Raw genomic sequence first — 14,921 nt, forward strand, 5'->3', positions numbered from 1 at the left:
TCTCTCAGACCGTACGGAACGCCAGCACCACGTTGTGGCCGCCGAACCCGAACGAGTCGTTCAGCGCGGCGATACGGCCCTCGACGGGCAGCTTGCGCGCCTCACCGCGGACGATGTCGGCGTTGGCCTCCGCCTCCGGGTCGAGGTTCTCGACGTTGATGGTCGGCGGGGCGAGACGGTTGTACAGGGCGAGGATCGTCGCCACGGACTCCACACCGCCGGCGCCACCCAGCAGGTGACCCGTCATGGACTTGGTGGCGGACACCGCGAAGTGGTCGGCCTCGTCGCCGAACACCTTGCGCAGCGCCTTCAGCTCGGCCACGTCACCGGCCGGAGTCGAGGTGGCGTGCGCGTTGACGTGCACGATCTCCGCCGGGTTCAGGTCGGAGTTGGCGAGCAGGTTCTTGAGGGCCTGGGCGATACCGCGGCCCTCCGGCTCCGGCTGCACGATGTCGTGGCCGTCGGCGGAGATGCCCTGGCCGACCGCCTCGGCGTACACGCGCGCACCGCGCCGGGCGGCGTGCTCCGCGGACTCCAGGACGATCACGCCGGCGCCCTCGCCGAGGACGAAGCCGTCACGCGCGGTGTCGTAGGGACGCGAGGCGCCCTGCGGGTCGTCGTTGTTCTTCGACATCGCCATCATGTTGCCGAACGCGGCGATCGGCAGCGGGTGGATCGCCGCCTCCGTGCCGCCCGCGATGACGACGTCGGCGCGGCCGGTGCGGATCATCTCGATGGCGTAGCCGATGGCCTCGGCGCCCGAGGCGCACGCGGAGACCGGGGTGTGCACACCGGCGCGGGCGCCGACGAGGAGACCCACGTTGGCGGACGGGCCGTTCGGCATGAGCATGGGGACGGTGTGCGGGGAGACGCGGCGGACGCCCTTCTCCTTGAGCACGTCGTACTGGTCGAGCAGCGTGGTGACGCCACCGATGCCGGAGGCGATGACCGCACCGAGGCGGTCGGCGTCGACGGCAGTGTCCGCACCGGCCTTGCCGGTGAAGCCCGCGTCGGCCCACGCCTCCTGGGCGGCGACCAGCGCGAACTGCGCCGACCGGTCCAGGCGCCGGGCCTGCGGCCGCGGGATGACCTCGGTCGGCTCCACGGCGACGGGCGCCGCGATACGGACGGCCTGGTCGGCCGCCCACTCCTGCTCCAGGGGCTTCACGCCGGACTTGCCGGCGACCAGACCCTCCCAGGTAGAGGCTGCGTCGCCACCCAGCGGTGTGGTTGCGCCGATACCGGTGACGACCACGGTGCGATTGGTCGGGCTCACGGGAAATCTTTCTCCAACGATTACGAGGATTCAGCGGCGCCACCGCCGGGTGGCGGGGCAATGGACTGATCCGGGGATCAGCCCTGGTTCTTCAGGATGTAGTCGGTGGCGTCGCCGACCGTCTTGAGGTTCTTGACGTCCTCGTCCGGGATCTTGACGTCGAAGCGCTCTTCGGCGGCGACGACGACCTCGACCATGGACAGCGAGTCGACGTCCAGGTCGTCGGTGAAGGACTTGTCCAGCTGGACGTCCTCGACCGGGATGCCGGCGATCTCGTTGACGATGTCGGCGAGACCGGCGACGATCTCTTCCTGAGTGGCGGCCATGAGAGGCGCTCCTTCGTTGTTGTCCAGAGGGTTGGCAGTGCCCGCCGCGGCAGCGGCAGGTAAGTACAGCCGAACCGGATCGTTGCTGATCCGGCACGGAGTGCCTAGGGGAGGGTAACGACAGTCGCGGCGTAGACGAGACCCGCCCCGAAGCCGATGACGAGCGCGGTGTCGCCGCTCTTCGCCTCGCCGGTCGCCAGGAGCCGCTCCATCGCGAGCGGGATCGAGGCGGCCGAGGTGTTGCCGGTGGTGCGTACGTCACGCGCGACCGTGACGGTCTCCGGCAGCTTGAGTGTCTTCACCATCGAGTCGATGATCCGCTCGTTGGCCTGGTGCGGAATGAAGACGTCCAGTTCGTCCGCGGTGATACCGGCGACGTCCAGCGCCTCCTTGGCGACCTTCGCCATCTCGAAGACGGCCCAGCGGAACACCGCCTGGCCCTCCTGCGTGATGGCGGGGAACTTGCCCGTGCTGTCGTACTCGGTCCACGCCACGGTCTGCTTGATCGTGTCGGACTTGTCGCCCTCGGAACCCCACACCGTCGGGCCGATGGCCGGCTCCTGGGAGGGGCCCACGACGACCGCGCCGGCCCCGTCACCGAACAGGAAGGCCGTGGCCCGGTCCTCCAGGTCGGTCAGGTCGGAGAGCCGCTCGACGCCGATGACCAGGACGTACTCCGCCGAACCCTCGACGATCATGCCCTTGGCGAGGGTCAGGCCGTAGCCGAAGCCCGCGCAGCCGGCCGAGATGTCGAAGGCGGCCGCCTTGGCCGTGCCGAGCTTGTGGGCGATCTCGGTGGCGACGGCCGGGGTCTGCTTGAAGTGCGACACGGTCGAGACGATCACGCCACCGATCTGCTCGGCGGAGATCCCGGCGTCGGCGATCGCCTTGCCGGACGCCTCGATCGACATCGCGGCGACGGTCTCCTCGTCGCTCGCCCAGTGCCGGGTCTCGATGCCGGAGCGCGAGCGGATCCACTCGTCGGACGAGTCGATCGTCTCGAGGATCACCTCGTTCGGCACGACCCTCGTCGGCCGGTAGCCACCGACACCGAGGATGCGCGCGTACGGGGCGCCCTTGCTGGGCTTGATCTTCGACATTGCTCTCTGGCTCCTTTTCAGGCGCCCGCCGCGTCAGCGGCAGGTGTCGCGGCCTCTGCGATGAGCTCGCGAGCGGCGTCGAGGTCGTCGGGGGACTTGAGCGCCAGCGTCTTCACGCCGGGCAGCGCGCGCTTGGCGAGACCGGTGAGGGTGCCGCCGGGGCACACCTCGATCAGGGCCGTGACACCGAGCTCCTTGAAGGTCTCCATGCACAGGTCCCAGCGGACCGGGTTGGCGACCTGGCCGACCAGACGCGCAAGGACCTCGGCGCCGGTGGCGACCGTCTGCCCGTCCTTGTTCGAGACGTAGGGCAGCTTCGGGTCGGCGGGCGTGAGGGCCTCGGCGGCCTTCGCCAGCGCGTCGACCGCGGGGCTCATGTGGTGCGTGTGGAAGGCACCGGCCACCTTCAGCGGGACGACCTTGCGGACACCCTCGGGCTTGTCCTCGTTCAGCGCGGCGAGCTGCTCCATGGTGCCGGCGGCCACGATCTGGCCGGCGCCGTTCACGTTCGCGGGAGTCAGCCCCAGCTTCTCCAGGTGCGCGACGCTCACCTCGGGGTCGCCGCCGAGCAGCGCCGACATCCCGGTCTCGGTGATCGCGGCGGCCTCGGCCATGGCCAGACCGCGCTTGCGCACGAGGGTCAGCGCGGCGGTTTCGTCGAGGACACCGGCGAAGGAGGCGGCGGTGATCTCACCGACGCTGTGGCCCGCGACGGCGCCCGGGGTGACGGCACCGAGTGCCGAGGCGGACAGGATCCCGGCGGCGACCAGCAGCGGCTGGGCCACCGAGGTGTCACGGATCTCGTCCGCGTCGGCCTGGGTCCCGTAGTGGGCGAGGTCCAGGCCGATGGCGTCCGACCACGCGGCGACGCGGTCGGCGGCACCGGGGAGTTCGAGCCAGGGGGTCAGGAAGCCGGGCGTCTGGGCGCCCTGGCCGGGAGCGACGAGTACGAGCACTCTCACACTCTCTCTTGTGGACGGGCATGCCCGCCCGTGGGGACAGGGACGAAGAACACGAGGGGGTTTTGTGGACCCCCGACAAAAGCCTAGAGCTGGATATCGCCGTCGACCAGACGCCCCAGGATGAGGGCGATCCGCAGCGTGAACGCGGAACGTACGTCGGAGGGCGACCAGCCGGTGACGTCAGTCACACGTCGAAGCCGGTAGCGCACGGTGTTGGGATGGACGAAGAGCATCCGGGCGGCGCCTTCGAGACTGCTCGCCTGTTCGAGATAGACCGAGAGCGTCTCCAGGAGAGCTGAACCGGCTTCCTCCAGTGGTCTGTAGATCTCCTCCACCAACTGCTCGCGCGCGCTCGGGTCACCCGCGATGGCGCGCTCCGGAAGCAGATCGTCCGCCAGTACCGGGCGCGGGGCGTCCTGCCAGGCAGTACCGGCTTTGAGCCCCGCCGCGGCGGCCTGTGCGGACCGCGTGGCGGCCAGCAGATCGGGTACGACGGGCCCCGCGACCACGGGTCCGGCCGCATAAGGCCCGATCAGCGACTTGGCGACGGCGAGCGGATTGTCGCTGCCGCCGGCGATGACGACGAGCCGGTCGCCGAGCACCCCGGTGAGCACCTGGAGCTTGGCATGCCGGGCGGCCCGCCGAATGGCCTCGACGGTGAGCTCGGAGTCCCCGTCGGGAGCGGTGCCGAGGACGACGCACACATGCTCGGGCGCGTTCCAGCCGAGCGCGGCGGCCCGGGAGACGGCCCCCTCGTCGGCCTCGCCGCTGAGCACGGCGTTGACGACCAGCGATTCGAGCCGGGCGTCCCAGGCACCGCGTGCCTCGGCGGCCTGGGCGTAGACCTGGGCGGTGGCGAAGGCGATCTCGCGGGCGTAGACGAGAAGGGCCTCGCGCAGTATGGACTCGTCACCGGGAGCGGCCACCTCGTCGATGGCGGACTCCATGACCTCGATGGTGGTGCGCACCATCTCCACGGTCTGCCGCAGCGTGATGGCCCGGGTCAGCTCGCGCGGAGCGGTTCCGAACACATCGGTGGAGATCGCCTGCGGGGCGTCGGGATGCCGGAACCACTCGGTGAACGCGGCGATACCGGCCTGCGCGACCAGCCCGATCCAGGAACGGTTCTCCGGGGGCATGGCCCGGTACCACGACAGCGTCTCGTCCATCCGCGCGATGGCCTGCGCCGCCAGGGACCCGGACGACTTCTCCAGCCGCTTCAGGGTCGCCGAGTGCGGATGGGAGTCACGTGCGAAGGCTTCGGTGTTGCTGGCTTCGGGTTCGGGCACGGGACAAGACTGCCTTATCCGGACGTGAGTGCGCTCCGCCGGGTACCGGGTGAGGGCTACGGTGGGGTCCGTGATGGACGTACGGCGCGCCGCTGAGCGCTACCCGGGGGGCGATCCGGCGACCGGGATCGAGTCCTTCCACGCCTTCTCCTTCGGTCCGCACTACGACCCCGGCAACCTCCGTTTCGGCGCGGTGATCGCCTGCAACGAGGAGCGGCTCGCACCCGGCGCCGGGTTCGACGAGCATCCGCACAGCCACACCGAGATCGTGACCTGGGTGGTCGAGGGAGAGCTCACCCACCGCGACTCGACGGGCCACGAGACGACCGTGCGGCCCGGGGACGTGCAGCGCCTCAGCTCGGCCGCGGGCGTCCGCCACGTGGAGCGCAACGACGGCGACACCCCCCTGACCTTCGTGCAGATGTGGCTGGCCCCCCTGGAGCCCGGTGGCGAGCCGTCCTACGAGATCGTCCGCGGCATCGCCGACTCGACGCCGTACGCCGTCCCGGAGGCGGCGGCGATGCTGCACGTACGACGCCTCGCGACGGGTGAGCGTACGGCGCTCCCGGACGGCCGACACCTGTACGTCCATGTCGTCCGCGGCGAAGTACACCTGGCCGGCGAACACCTGCACCCGGGCGACGCGGCCCGCGTCACGAACGCCGAGGGCCTGGACACGGTGGCTCTGACGGCAGCGGAACTGCTGATCTGGGAGATGTAGGGCCCACTGGTCCGCCGGGGGGCTTTGCTTCTCGACTGTGGTCCGCATCTTTCAGCCCGTCCGGCGTTTGAGGACGAGGCCCGTTCAGGGCCGAAGCGGGGGTCTGGGGGCGGCAGCCCCCAGGGATGGGACGGGTAGGGGCGGCGGGGGCGAGGAAAACGGGCTCAGCCCCGCAGGTCCGCGAGTACCCCGTCCGTGAACAGCGGCCACGCCTCGATCGCCCAGGGCCCGAAGGCACGGTCGGTCAGTGCCACGCAGGCCGCGCCCGCGACGGGGTCGATCCACAGGAACGTACCGGACTGCCCGAAGTGCCCGAAGGTACGGGGGGAGGACGAAGACCCCGTCCAGTGCGGGGACTTGGAGTCACGGATCTCGAAGCCGAGCCCCCAGTCGTTGGGGCTCTGATGCCCGTACCCCGGCAGCACACCCTTGGTACCCGGGTACTGGACGGTCATCGCGTCGGCGACCGTACGGGGATCCAGCAGCCGAGGCGCCTGGACCTCCGCGGCGAACCGGACCAGATCCTCGACCGTCGAGACCCCGTCCTTGGCCGGCGACCCCTCCAGCGAGGTCGACACCATGCCCAGCGGCTCCAGCACGGCCTGCCGCAGGTACTCCGGGAACGCGATGTCCGTCGCCTTCGCGATGTGGTCGCCCAACTGCTCGAACCCGGCGTTGGAGTACAGCCGCCGTTCCCCGGCCGGTGCCGTGACCCGGTGCTCGTCGAACGCGAGCCCCGAGGTGTGCGCCAGCAGATGCCGCACCGTCGACCCGGCGGGCCCGGCCGGCTCGTCGAGCTCGATCGCGCCCTCCTCGTACGCGACGAGCGCCGCGTACGCCGCGAGCGGCTTGGTGACCGACGCCAGCGGGAAGCGGTGCCCGACGGGACCGTGCGTACCGAGCAGGGTCCCGTCCGCCCGTACGACGGCCGCGGCGGCGGTCGGAACCGGCCAGTTCTCGATCAGGGCGAGGCTCTTCAGCGACATGCCGTCGAGACTATGCCGGTCACAGTGCCAGGCGCATCGAGGGGTCGGGCTTGCGGACGAAGCCGAGGGAGGCGTAGAGCGGCTCGGCGTCGGCGGAGGCGTTCAGGTCGACCTGGGTGGCGCCCCGCTCGCGGAGCCAGACCAGCAGTTCGGTCATGCATGCCCGCGCGTAACCGCGACGGCGGGCGTCGGGGTCGGTCGCGACGCTGAAGACGTACCCGACCCGCCCGTGCGGATTGTCCGCCCGTCCGATCCGGTACTCCAGCGTCCCGGCCGCCATCGCCGCCGCTCCCGGCCGCTCCGGATGATCGACGACGAACACGGCGAAGTCCCCGTCCGGGTCCGCCAGCCGCCCCTTCAGCACGGGCAGCGACTCGGCATGCCACTGCGTGGAAGGATCGGCACCGGCCATCGAGTCGATCATCACCTGTCGAAGTCGCAGCACTTCCCCGGCGTCCTCGGCTCCAGCACGTCGTACGAGACTCATGTCCCGCACGCTAGTGCCGCGGCAGGCAACGTTTGCCCCGTCGCGACGCCCGGCACGCACTCTCGCCGCACCGGCCGAAAGCCCAAGTACGTCCAGTACGAGGGCTTCCGGCCGGCACGCCGAGAGCACGCTCCCCCACCCTCGAACCGCGCTTCGCACGGCTCGGGCGGGAGGGACCCCCACGACGCCGCTCCTTGACGGGCAAACGTTGCCTGCCGCGGCACTAGCCACCCCGCCCGGTCGGCGTCCCGCGAATTCTTATCGGATTCGCTTGCTTGGAGTGCACTCCAAGGTCATAGCGTTGAGGTCATGACGGTGATGGAGACCACCACGACGGGTACCAGGACCGACAGCTGCAGCGCCCCGCCGCACCCGCACCGGCGCCCCCAGGGCCAGGACAGCTACACCATCAGCGAGGTCGTCGCCTTCACCGGGCTGACCGCGCACACGCTGCGCTGGTACGAGCGCATCGGCCTGATGCCGCACATCGACCGCTCGCACACCGGTCAGCGCCGCTACAGCAACCGCGACCTGGACTGGCTCGACTTCGTCGGCAAGCTCCGGCTCACCGGGATGCCGGTCGCCGACATGGTGCGCTACGCGGAACTGGTCCGCGAGGGCGACCACACCTTCGGCGAGCGCTTCGAACTGCTGGAGTCGACCCGCCGGGACGTCCTGTCCCGGATCACGGAACTGCAGGACACGCTCGCCGTACTCGACCGGAAGATCAGCTTCTACGCCGATGCCGGTCACCGCTACGAAACGGAGAAGGCCGGATGACCGACCACAGGATCCCGACCGCACGACTGGGCGCCGACGGCCCCGAGGTGGGCGTGCAGGGCCTGGGCTGCATGGGCATGAGCTTCGCGTACGGCCCCACGGACGCGGACGAGTCCCGGGCGACCCTGGAGCGGGCCCTGGAACTCGGCGTCACGCTCTACGACACGGCGGACGCCTACGGTGCGGGGGAGAACGAGAAGTTCCTCTCGCCGTTCTTCAAGGCCCACCGTGACGAGGTGGTCATCGCCACGAAGTTCGCCCTGTCGATCCCGCCCGACGAGCCGACCCGGCGTGTCATCCGCAACGACACCCCGTACATCCGCCAGGCCGTCGAGGCGAGCCTGAAGCGACTGGACGTCGATGCGATCGACCTCTACTACATGCACCGGCGCGATCCGAACGTGCCGATCGAGGAGACCGTCGCGACCATGGCCGACCTGGTCCGTGAGGGCAAGGTCAAGCACCTGGGTCTGAGCGAGGTCACCGGCTCGGAACTGCGTGCGGCCCAGGCCGTCCACCCCATCGCGGCCGTGCAGTCGGAGTGGTCCCTGTTCAGCCGCGACATCGAGACGGGCGTGGTCCCGGCCGCCCGCGAGCTCGGCGTCGCCCTCGTCCCGTACTCCCCGCTGGGCCGAGGTTTCCTGACCGGCTCCTTCGCCGACGCCGACAAGGATCTGACGGCCGACGACTTCCGCCGCCACCAGCCCCGCTTCACCGGCGACAACGCGGCCACGAACGCGGCCCTCCTGGACCCGATCCGCACGATCGCCGAGGCCCACGACGCCTCCCTGGGCCAGATAGCCCTGGCCTGGGTCCAACACCAGGCCCAGACCCACGACCTGACGGTCATCCCGATCCCGGGCACGAGGAAGCCGACCCGGGTGGAGGAGAACGTGAAGGCGACGGCCATCGTCCTGACGGAGGCCGAACTGGCCCTGCTGGAGCCGATCGCGGCAAAGGTGGCAGGCGACCGCTACGCAGACATGACGTTCACCTCTGCCGGACGTGAGTAACCCCCACGACCCGCAGTCGACGTACTACCTCAGAGCTCAGCCAACAACTCCGCTTTCTTCACGGAGAACTCCTCATCCGTGACAAGCCCCGCTTGGTGCAGCTCCCCGAGATGACGAATGCGCTCGGCGATGTCGGCCGGATCGCGCCTAGGCGCACTGGCCGGCACCGCCGCGACGGGCCCCCGCTCTCGAACCGCCGCCAAGACCGCGGCAGCGAACGGCAACGACTCGTGCACCGGCCCGTACCCGAGGCCGAACACCACGGCGGCCGGATCCTGGTCGGCCTGCACCGGCTGCCCGTCACCGTCCCGCGGGATCAGCCGCAGATGCCCCTCGAACACCTCGGGCGAGCGCCACTCCACGCCACCGAGGTCGGTGACCGGGAAACTCTGGTCGCCGGCCTTCCACTTCGCCGAGGATGCGCCCGTCCAGAACCACCGGAAGTGCACGGTCTCCCCGTCGAAGGACGCCTTGCCGTCGTACGCCTTGAAGGACAGCGGCACTTCGGGCGCCGGCGCCAGAAACCGCTCGGCCGGCTCACCGTCGTCCGGCTTCAGCAGGGCACGCAACTCGTCGGCGTAGTACTCGGCGAGCACCTCCCGCTCGGCGGGCAGCACGAGGCGGTACGGATCGCACCCTTCCTTCAGCTGCCCCGCGGCCGCCTCCATCAACGGGTCGGCGCCGGGGCGGGGCTCGGCGCGCAGCACCACCGTGCCGCGCTTGCCGGGGGTGAGTGTCACACCGGACAGTGCCGAAAGGGGGATCCGTCGCTCTCCCAGGGACTGGAAGAGCTTGGGTGTTCGAATCCCCCGCTCGTAACGGATGAGGACGGAGTCGGACTCGAACTCCCAGGCGGCATGAAATCCGGCCAGTACGTCACCCATGCGGCTCATCGTATGCGGCACGAGCTCCTCCGTCGCCTCCCTGCGCAGACCGCAATTCCTGCGTCGCTACGCGCGTCAGCCCGCCACGGTGCCGGACAAACCGGCGTGGCAGGCCTCGTCGTCCTTCGCACAGTGCACCGAGCGATATGCGCCGACGCCGATCTCGGCGAAGTTCAGCAGGCTCTCGGTACCCGGCTCGAAATAGCCGCTGTGCCCCTTCGCGTCCGCCGCCGAAAGCACCCGTGCCCCGAACGCGGAGGACACCGGGTCGGCACCGTGGCCCAGACCGCCGAGTTCCAGGTACGGCACGTCCTGGATCCAGTCGTCGGCGTCCCGCATCGCCCACACCTGGGCCGAGGTGTGCAGCTGGGCGGCGTTGGTGGCCCGCATCCCGGGGCTGCCGGCCACCGCGATGTCGGCCACCCGCTCCGGCAGGGTGTGCGCGGCGACACCGCACACCACCGAGCCGTAGCTGTGGCAGAACAGGGAGACGGGCGTGCTGCCGGGCAACGCGCGCACCAGCGCGTTCAGTCGGACGGCCCCGCCCTCGGCGCGGCTCGCGGTCGCCGAGTCGAGGCCGAGGCCGCCGGGGGCGGTGTAGTCGGCCCAGGCGATGACGGCCGTACGCGTCGAGGGGCTCGCCGCCTTCTCCGCGGCGTACAGCGACTTGGCCATGCCGACCGGGGCCGAGTACTTGCGGTAGGTGCGCTGGAAGGTGAGCAGATCGGTGTCGACGCCGGGGACGACGACCGAGATCCGCTGTGCCTTGTCCAGATTGCCGAAGACCTCGGCGACCCGCCCGGAGCCCGCCGGGTCGAAGGCGAGGATCTTGCGCTTGGTGGTCATCAGCGCCTCGAAGCGCTGCATACGGTGGCCCGCCTGGCGTTGCCCGTCGGCCGAGAGCCGGCTGTCGTGCATGCGTTTCAGCTCGACCTTGCGGGCCTGGCCGAGCGCGATGCGGTTGGCGCGGTAGCGCAGCTCGACCGGGGCGCCGTTCATGTTGCCGACCGCGAGGGGATAGCGGCGGGCGAGGGTGGAGCGCTGCTGGGCGGTCAGCGAGGCGAAGAAGCGCGAGAGCGCGGCGGAGGTCGAGTCGTCCGGGTCCGGCAGCCGGTGTCCCGCTATCCGGCCGTGCTCCCAGGAGCTGAGCGAGCTCTGGAGCGGCGTCGTGTTCTGCTGGTTGCGCAGGGCGGTCCAGCCGGTGGTCGCGAGCATCACGAACACCACGGCCAGCGCGAGCAGCGCGCGCGACGCGTTCAGTTGGGGAGAGGTGTCGAAGGAAGTCACTGAAAGGACACACTAGGAGAACGAGAGGGTCTCGCGTTAACTGAGTGACAGAGGTCACGTTTCGGTGGGCGTGGCGATGACCTCAGTGTGTTCGCCAGTTCTCCGTCAGTGCCGGACCCACCTGTTCGAGATACGAAACGGTGAGCGTCCGCATCGCGTCCAGGCTGAAGTCCGCGGCCGCGCTCCACTGTCGTTCCGTCACCCGCATCACCCCGCTGAAGACGGCCACCGCGAGCCGCGGCCGCGGGTCGGCCGCCACGTCGAGGCCCTCGCGCTCGGCGATCACGCGCGCCAGGGTCTCCTCGACCTCCATGGAGCGTCGCAGATGGGCGGCGAGCAGCACCGGCGTCGACTCGATCACCCGGTACATCTGCAGATAGAGCTCCACCGGTACGACGGACTCGATCACCTCGTTGAGCGAGTCCCAGCCCTCCAGGACCGCCTGGCGCAGCGCCTCCAGCGGCGCCTCGTGCGGCGGTCGCTCGCGCACCGCCTCGGTGAAGTGCGCGACGGCCATCTCGACGACGGCGAGGGCGGCCTCCTCCTTGTTGGCGAAGTAGCGGAAGAAGGTGCGCTGCGAGACCTCGACGGCGTCCGTGATGTCGTCGACGGTCGTCCCCTCGTAGCCACGGGTGGTGAACAGCTCGAGGGCGGCTCGAATCAGCGCCTCACGGGTGCGCTGCTTCTTGCGTTGGCGCAGGGTTTCCATGCTGTGTCAGTTACAGACTTATGAAACGGTTTGTCAATTGTCAGCGGCTGTCATTAGCCTCGACGTATGACTAGTCAGACCACGCTCGACAAGACGGGGCCGGGGGACGGCAGGCCGGCCGCCCCGTCGGAGGGGGCACGGGCCTCAGGGCTGCGCGGCCACCCCTGGTTCACGCTCATCACCGTCGCCGTAGGCGTCATGATGGTGGCCCTCGACGGCACCATCGTGGCCATCGCCAACCCGGCCATCCAGCAGGACCTCGGCGCCACCTTCGCCGAGGTGCAGTGGATCACCAACGGCTACTTCCTCGCCCTCGCGGTCTCCCTGATCACCGCGGGCAAGCTCGGTGACCGCTTCGGCCACCGCCAGACCTTCCTGATAGGTGTGGTCGGCTTCGCGGCCGCCTCCGGTGCGATCGGCCTGTCCGACAGCATCGCGTTCGTCGTCACCTTCCGGGTGCTGCAGGGCGTGTTCGGTGCCCTGCTGATGCCGGCCGCGCTCGGTCTGCTGCGGGCGACCTTCCCGGCCGAGAAGCTCAACATGGCCATCGGCATCTGGGGCATGGTCATCGGCGCCTCCACCGCGGGCGGCCCGATCCTCGGCGGCGTCCTCGTCGAGCACGTCAACTGGCAGTCGGTGTTCTTCATCAACGTGCCGGTCGGCGTCCTCGCCCTCGTCCTGGGCATCCTGATCCTGCTCGACCACCGTGCCGAGAACGCCCCGCGCTCCTTCGACATTCTCGGCATCGCCCTGCTGTCGGCCGCGATGTTCTGCCTGGTCTGGGCCCTCATCAAGGCCCCGGCGTGGGGCTGGGGCGACGGAAAGACGTGGACCTTCATCGCCGCGTCGATCCTGGGCTTCGCGCTCTTCGCCTTCTGGGAGACCAAGGTGAGGGAGCCACTGATCCCGCTGGGCCTGTTCCGCTCGGTCGCGCTGTCCGCGGGTGTGGTCCTGATGGTCCTCATGGCCATCGCCTTCATGGGCGGCCTGTTCTTCGTGACGTTCTACCTCCAGAACGTGCACGGGATGAGCCCGATCGACGCCGGCCTCCACCTCCTCCCGCTCACCGGCATGATGATCGTCGGCTCCCCGCTCGCGGGCGTGATGATCACCAAGCTGGGCCCGCGCATCCCGCTGGCCGGCGGCATGGCGGCCACCGCGATCGCCATGTACGGCATGTCCACGCTGGAGACGGACACCGGCAGTGCGGTGATGTCCCTCTGGTTCGCCCTGCTGGGCCTGGGTCTCGCCCCGGTCATGGTCGGCGCGACCGAGGTCATCGTGGGCAACGCGCCGCTGGAGCTCTCCGGTGTCGCCGGCGGTCTCCAGCAGGCCGCGATGCAGATCGGCGGCAGCCTCGGCACCGCCGTCCTGGGCGCGGTGATGGCGTCGAAGGTCGACAGCGACCTCGCCGGCAACTGGAAGGACGCGGGACTGCCGCCGCTCACCGCGGCCCAGGAGGCCCAGGCCTCCGAGGCGGTCCAGGTCGGTATGCCGCCGGTCGCCAAGGGCACCCCGGAGGCGATCGCCGCGAAGATCACCGACGTCGCGCACGACACCTTCATCTCCGGCATGAGCCTGGCGTCCCTGGTCGCCGCCGGAGTCGCCGCCATCGCCGTCTTCGTCGCCCTGCTCACCAAGCGCGGCGAGAACGCGGAGGCGGGCGCGGGCGTGGGCCACGTCTGACGGGCCCTGTCCCGCGGGAGTTCCGCGGGTCGAAACTGACGGGATTTCAGGCGACTTCGCCTATCAGGGTGAAGACGCTAAAGATTCCTCGCCCCCGGTACGCGCCGCAGGTCACAGTTAGTCAAGCCCTCCGCACGGCAGTGCATATGCCGCGGAGGGCGGCCGGTGCTGCGGCGCGCTGCCGGAGGGGGGCGGCGCGCCGCAAAGCCGGAGGATTGAGCCCCGCAGCGGGGGTACTCGCCCTCTCGAACCCAATCTGCCTAGGGGTTCAGGGAGTTGTTGATGATGGCGGGTTTCGGAAACGGCACGCGCACGCGCAGGCACCCCCGCTCACGTGGCCGGACGTGGTCACGGACCGGGCCGGATCGCGCGACGCTCGGAATCATCGGTGTCATCTGCGCGGTCGCGGGATTCTTCGTACTGGGGATCATCCTCGGTCCGATCGCGATCGTGACCGGCTGGCTCGGAATGGGCCGCAGCTGGACGGGCTCCCGCCCGGTGACGGCCCTGGTCGCCGTCGTACTGGGCGCCATAGACACGCTCCTGGCCATCATCTGGCTGGCCGGAGCGGCCACCCCCGGAAGCGGCATGTTCTGAGCCGGGGGGAGTGAGGGGAGGGCCCCCGGTGGATGGGCCGGGGGCCCACCTCAGTGTCTGACCGACCCCTGCTCCTGCAAGGCGGTCACCTGGGCCCGCAGTGCCCTCACTTCCTCGGTCAGCGCCACGATCGCCTCCGTCTGCCGCCGCTCCTCCACGTCGTCCTTCTCGAAGCGGGCGATGAACCAGGCCGCGATGTTCGCGGTGACGACACCGAGCAGCGCGATGCCGCAGAGCATCAGCCCCACCGCGATGATCCGGCCCAGTCCGGTGGTCGGCGCGTGGTCCCCGTACCCCACGGTCGTCATCGTGGTGAACGACCACCACACCGCGTCACCCAGCGTCCGGATGTTCCCGTCCGGCGAGTCCCGCTCCACCGAGAGCACCGCGAGCGAGCCGAACATCAGCAGCCCGACCACCGCGCCCGCGACATACGTCGTCAGCCGGATCTGCGAGGCCATCCGCGCCCGCCGCTGCACCAGCAGCAGCGTCGCCACGAGCCGCAGCAGCCGCAGCGGCTGGAGCATGGGCAGCAGCACCGCGCACAGGTCCAGCCAGTGGCTGCGGACGAATCGCCGCCGGTCCCGGGAGAGCGACAGCCGTACGAGGTAGTCGACGGCGAACGCGCCCCACACCGCCCACTCGACCGCCGTGCACGCCGTCGTGAGCGACCGGCCGGCCGTGTCGTCCACGATCGGCACGGCATAGGCGACGGCGAACAGCACCGCGAGCGCCATCAGAGGCCGCTGGGTCAGGTGTTCCCAACGGACCTGCGCCGATTGTTCCTTCATGACCGCATCGTAAAGAAGCGGTAAGGG

Annotated in this window: 16 protein-coding genes; 5 read left to right on the forward strand and 11 right to left on the reverse strand. The window is 70.1% G+C overall.

Annotated elements, in window-relative coordinates:
- Positions 1-4: 4 nt before the first annotated feature.
- The 5 genes from fabF to QF037_RS32645 all read right to left on the reverse strand — a co-directional run bounded on the left by fabF (position 5) and on the right by QF037_RS32645 (position 4,953).
- On the reverse strand, positions 5-1,276 hold the full coding sequence (gene fabF, locus QF037_RS32625; RefSeq protein WP_307031430.1) for a beta-ketoacyl-ACP synthase II: 1,272 nt from the start codon (positions 1,274-1,276) through the stop codon (positions 5-7).
- A 77-nt stretch (positions 1,277-1,353) separates the two neighbouring features.
- Positions 1,354-1,602, reverse strand: a complete 249-nt coding sequence (locus QF037_RS32630) for an acyl carrier protein (RefSeq protein ID WP_019067091.1) — start codon at positions 1,600-1,602, stop codon at positions 1,354-1,356.
- Positions 1,603-1,706: 104 nt separating this feature from the next.
- Positions 1,707-2,702, reverse strand: coding sequence for a ketoacyl-ACP synthase III (locus QF037_RS32635; protein ID WP_307031432.1), 996 nt, complete (start codon positions 2,700-2,702; stop codon positions 1,707-1,709).
- A 17-nt stretch (positions 2,703-2,719) separates the two neighbouring features.
- Positions 2,720-3,658 carry an ACP S-malonyltransferase gene (locus tag QF037_RS32640; protein ID WP_307031434.1) on the reverse strand — a complete coding sequence of 313 codons (939 nt, stop codon included), beginning with the start codon at positions 3,656-3,658 and terminating at the stop codon, positions 2,720-2,722.
- 89 nt (positions 3,659-3,747) lie between these two features.
- Complete coding sequence (locus QF037_RS32645; protein WP_307031437.1) at positions 3,748-4,953, reverse strand: PucR family transcriptional regulator; 1,206 nt, start codon at positions 4,951-4,953, stop codon at positions 3,748-3,750.
- Positions 4,954-5,026: 73 nt separating this feature from the next.
- Between QF037_RS32645 and QF037_RS32650 the strand changes: the two genes are divergently transcribed.
- On the forward strand, positions 5,027-5,674 hold the full coding sequence (locus tag QF037_RS32650) for a pirin family protein (protein ID WP_307037491.1): 648 nt from the start codon (positions 5,027-5,029) through the stop codon (positions 5,672-5,674).
- A gap of 164 nt (positions 5,675-5,838) precedes the next feature.
- Here QF037_RS32650 and QF037_RS32655 read toward each other — a convergent pair whose 3' ends face one another.
- Together QF037_RS32655 and QF037_RS32660 are read right to left on the reverse strand one after the other, a co-directional pair.
- Positions 5,839-6,660, reverse strand: a complete 822-nt coding sequence (locus tag QF037_RS32655; RefSeq protein WP_307031439.1) for a serine hydrolase domain-containing protein — start codon at positions 6,658-6,660, stop codon at positions 5,839-5,841.
- 19 nt (positions 6,661-6,679) lie between these two features.
- On the reverse strand, positions 6,680-7,147 hold the full coding sequence (locus QF037_RS32660; RefSeq protein ID WP_307031441.1) for a GNAT family N-acetyltransferase: 468 nt from the start codon (positions 7,145-7,147) through the stop codon (positions 6,680-6,682).
- A 309-nt stretch (positions 7,148-7,456) separates the two neighbouring features.
- Between QF037_RS32660 and QF037_RS32665 the strand changes: the two genes are divergently transcribed.
- A complete protein-coding gene (locus QF037_RS32665) occupies positions 7,457-7,927 on the forward strand; it encodes a MerR family transcriptional regulator (RefSeq protein ID WP_307031443.1) in 471 nt (156 codons plus the stop codon).
- The gene (locus QF037_RS32670; RefSeq protein WP_307031445.1) at positions 7,924-8,940 is read left to right on the forward strand and encodes an aldo/keto reductase; all 1,017 of its coding nucleotides are present in this window, start codon (positions 7,924-7,926) and stop codon (positions 8,938-8,940) included. Before QF037_RS32665 ends, QF037_RS32670 begins: the two co-directional genes overlap by 4 nt.
- Before the next feature lie 29 nt (positions 8,941-8,969).
- Here the strand turns inward: QF037_RS32670 and QF037_RS32675 are convergent, their stop codons facing one another.
- The 3 genes from QF037_RS32675 to QF037_RS32685 form a co-directional block, all read right to left on the reverse strand.
- A complete protein-coding gene (locus tag QF037_RS32675) occupies positions 8,970-9,833 on the reverse strand; it encodes a DUF4429 domain-containing protein (RefSeq protein ID WP_307037494.1) in 864 nt (287 codons plus the stop codon).
- Between the two features lie 66 nt (positions 9,834-9,899).
- Entirely contained in the window at positions 9,900-11,111 is a 1,212-nt protein-coding gene (locus tag QF037_RS32680; RefSeq protein ID WP_307031446.1) for an alpha/beta hydrolase family protein, read from the reverse strand.
- Positions 11,112-11,193: 82 nt separating this feature from the next.
- The gene (locus QF037_RS32685) at positions 11,194-11,820 is read right to left on the reverse strand and encodes a TetR family transcriptional regulator (RefSeq protein WP_307031448.1); all 627 of its coding nucleotides are present in this window, start codon (positions 11,818-11,820) and stop codon (positions 11,194-11,196) included.
- Positions 11,821-11,886: 66 nt separating this feature from the next.
- On the opposite strand from QF037_RS32685, the gene QF037_RS32690 reads away from it, so the two are divergent.
- Complete coding sequence (locus tag QF037_RS32690; protein ID WP_307031450.1) at positions 11,887-13,506, forward strand: MFS transporter; 1,620 nt, start codon at positions 11,887-11,889, stop codon at positions 13,504-13,506.
- A 282-nt stretch (positions 13,507-13,788) separates the two neighbouring features.
- On the forward strand, positions 13,789-14,103 hold the full coding sequence (locus QF037_RS32695; protein WP_307031452.1) for a small hydrophobic protein: 315 nt from the start codon (positions 13,789-13,791) through the stop codon (positions 14,101-14,103).
- A 50-nt stretch (positions 14,104-14,153) separates the two neighbouring features.
- Here QF037_RS32695 and QF037_RS32700 read toward each other — a convergent pair whose 3' ends face one another.
- Positions 14,154-14,894 (reverse strand): potassium channel family protein, encoded by a 741-nt coding sequence (locus QF037_RS32700; protein ID WP_307031454.1) that lies wholly within the window; start codon positions 14,892-14,894, stop codon positions 14,154-14,156.
- Between the last annotated feature and the right edge of the window lie 27 nt (positions 14,895-14,921).

Source organism: Streptomyces canus (assembly GCF_030815415.1).
Classification (GTDB): domain Bacteria; phylum Actinomycetota; class Actinomycetes; order Streptomycetales; family Streptomycetaceae; genus Streptomyces; species Streptomyces canus_F.

Coding starts and splice junctions, on each gene's coding strand:
- QF037_RS32635 (WP_307031432.1), bottom strand. CDS start 2,702: ATGTCGAAGATCAAGCCCAGCAAGGGCGCCCCGTACGCGCGCATCCTC.
- QF037_RS32660 (WP_307031441.1), bottom strand. CDS start 7,147: ATGAGTCTCGTACGACGTGCTGGAGCCGAGGACGCCGGGGAAGTGCTG.
- QF037_RS32685 (WP_307031448.1), bottom strand. CDS start 11,820: ATGGAAACCCTGCGCCAACGCAAGAAGCAGCGCACCCGTGAGGCGCTG.
- QF037_RS32675 (WP_307037494.1), bottom strand. CDS start 9,833: ATGAGCCGCATGGGTGACGTACTGGCCGGATTTCATGCCGCCTGGGAG.
- QF037_RS32655 (WP_307031439.1), bottom strand. CDS start 6,660: ATGTCGCTGAAGAGCCTCGCCCTGATCGAGAACTGGCCGGTTCCGACC.
- QF037_RS32670 (WP_307031445.1), top strand. CDS start 7,924: ATGACCGACCACAGGATCCCGACCGCACGACTGGGCGCCGACGGCCCC.
- QF037_RS32665 (WP_307031443.1), top strand. CDS start 7,457: ATGACGGTGATGGAGACCACCACGACGGGTACCAGGACCGACAGCTGC.
- QF037_RS32690 (WP_307031450.1), top strand. CDS start 11,887: ATGACTAGTCAGACCACGCTCGACAAGACGGGGCCGGGGGACGGCAGG.
- QF037_RS32700 (WP_307031454.1), bottom strand. CDS start 14,894: ATGAAGGAACAATCGGCGCAGGTCCGTTGGGAACACCTGACCCAGCGG.
- QF037_RS32695 (WP_307031452.1), top strand. CDS start 13,789: ATGATGGCGGGTTTCGGAAACGGCACGCGCACGCGCAGGCACCCCCGC.
- QF037_RS32650 (WP_307037491.1), top strand. CDS start 5,027: ATGGACGTACGGCGCGCCGCTGAGCGCTACCCGGGGGGCGATCCGGCG.
- QF037_RS32630 (WP_019067091.1), bottom strand. CDS start 1,602: ATGGCCGCCACTCAGGAAGAGATCGTCGCCGGTCTCGCCGACATCGTC.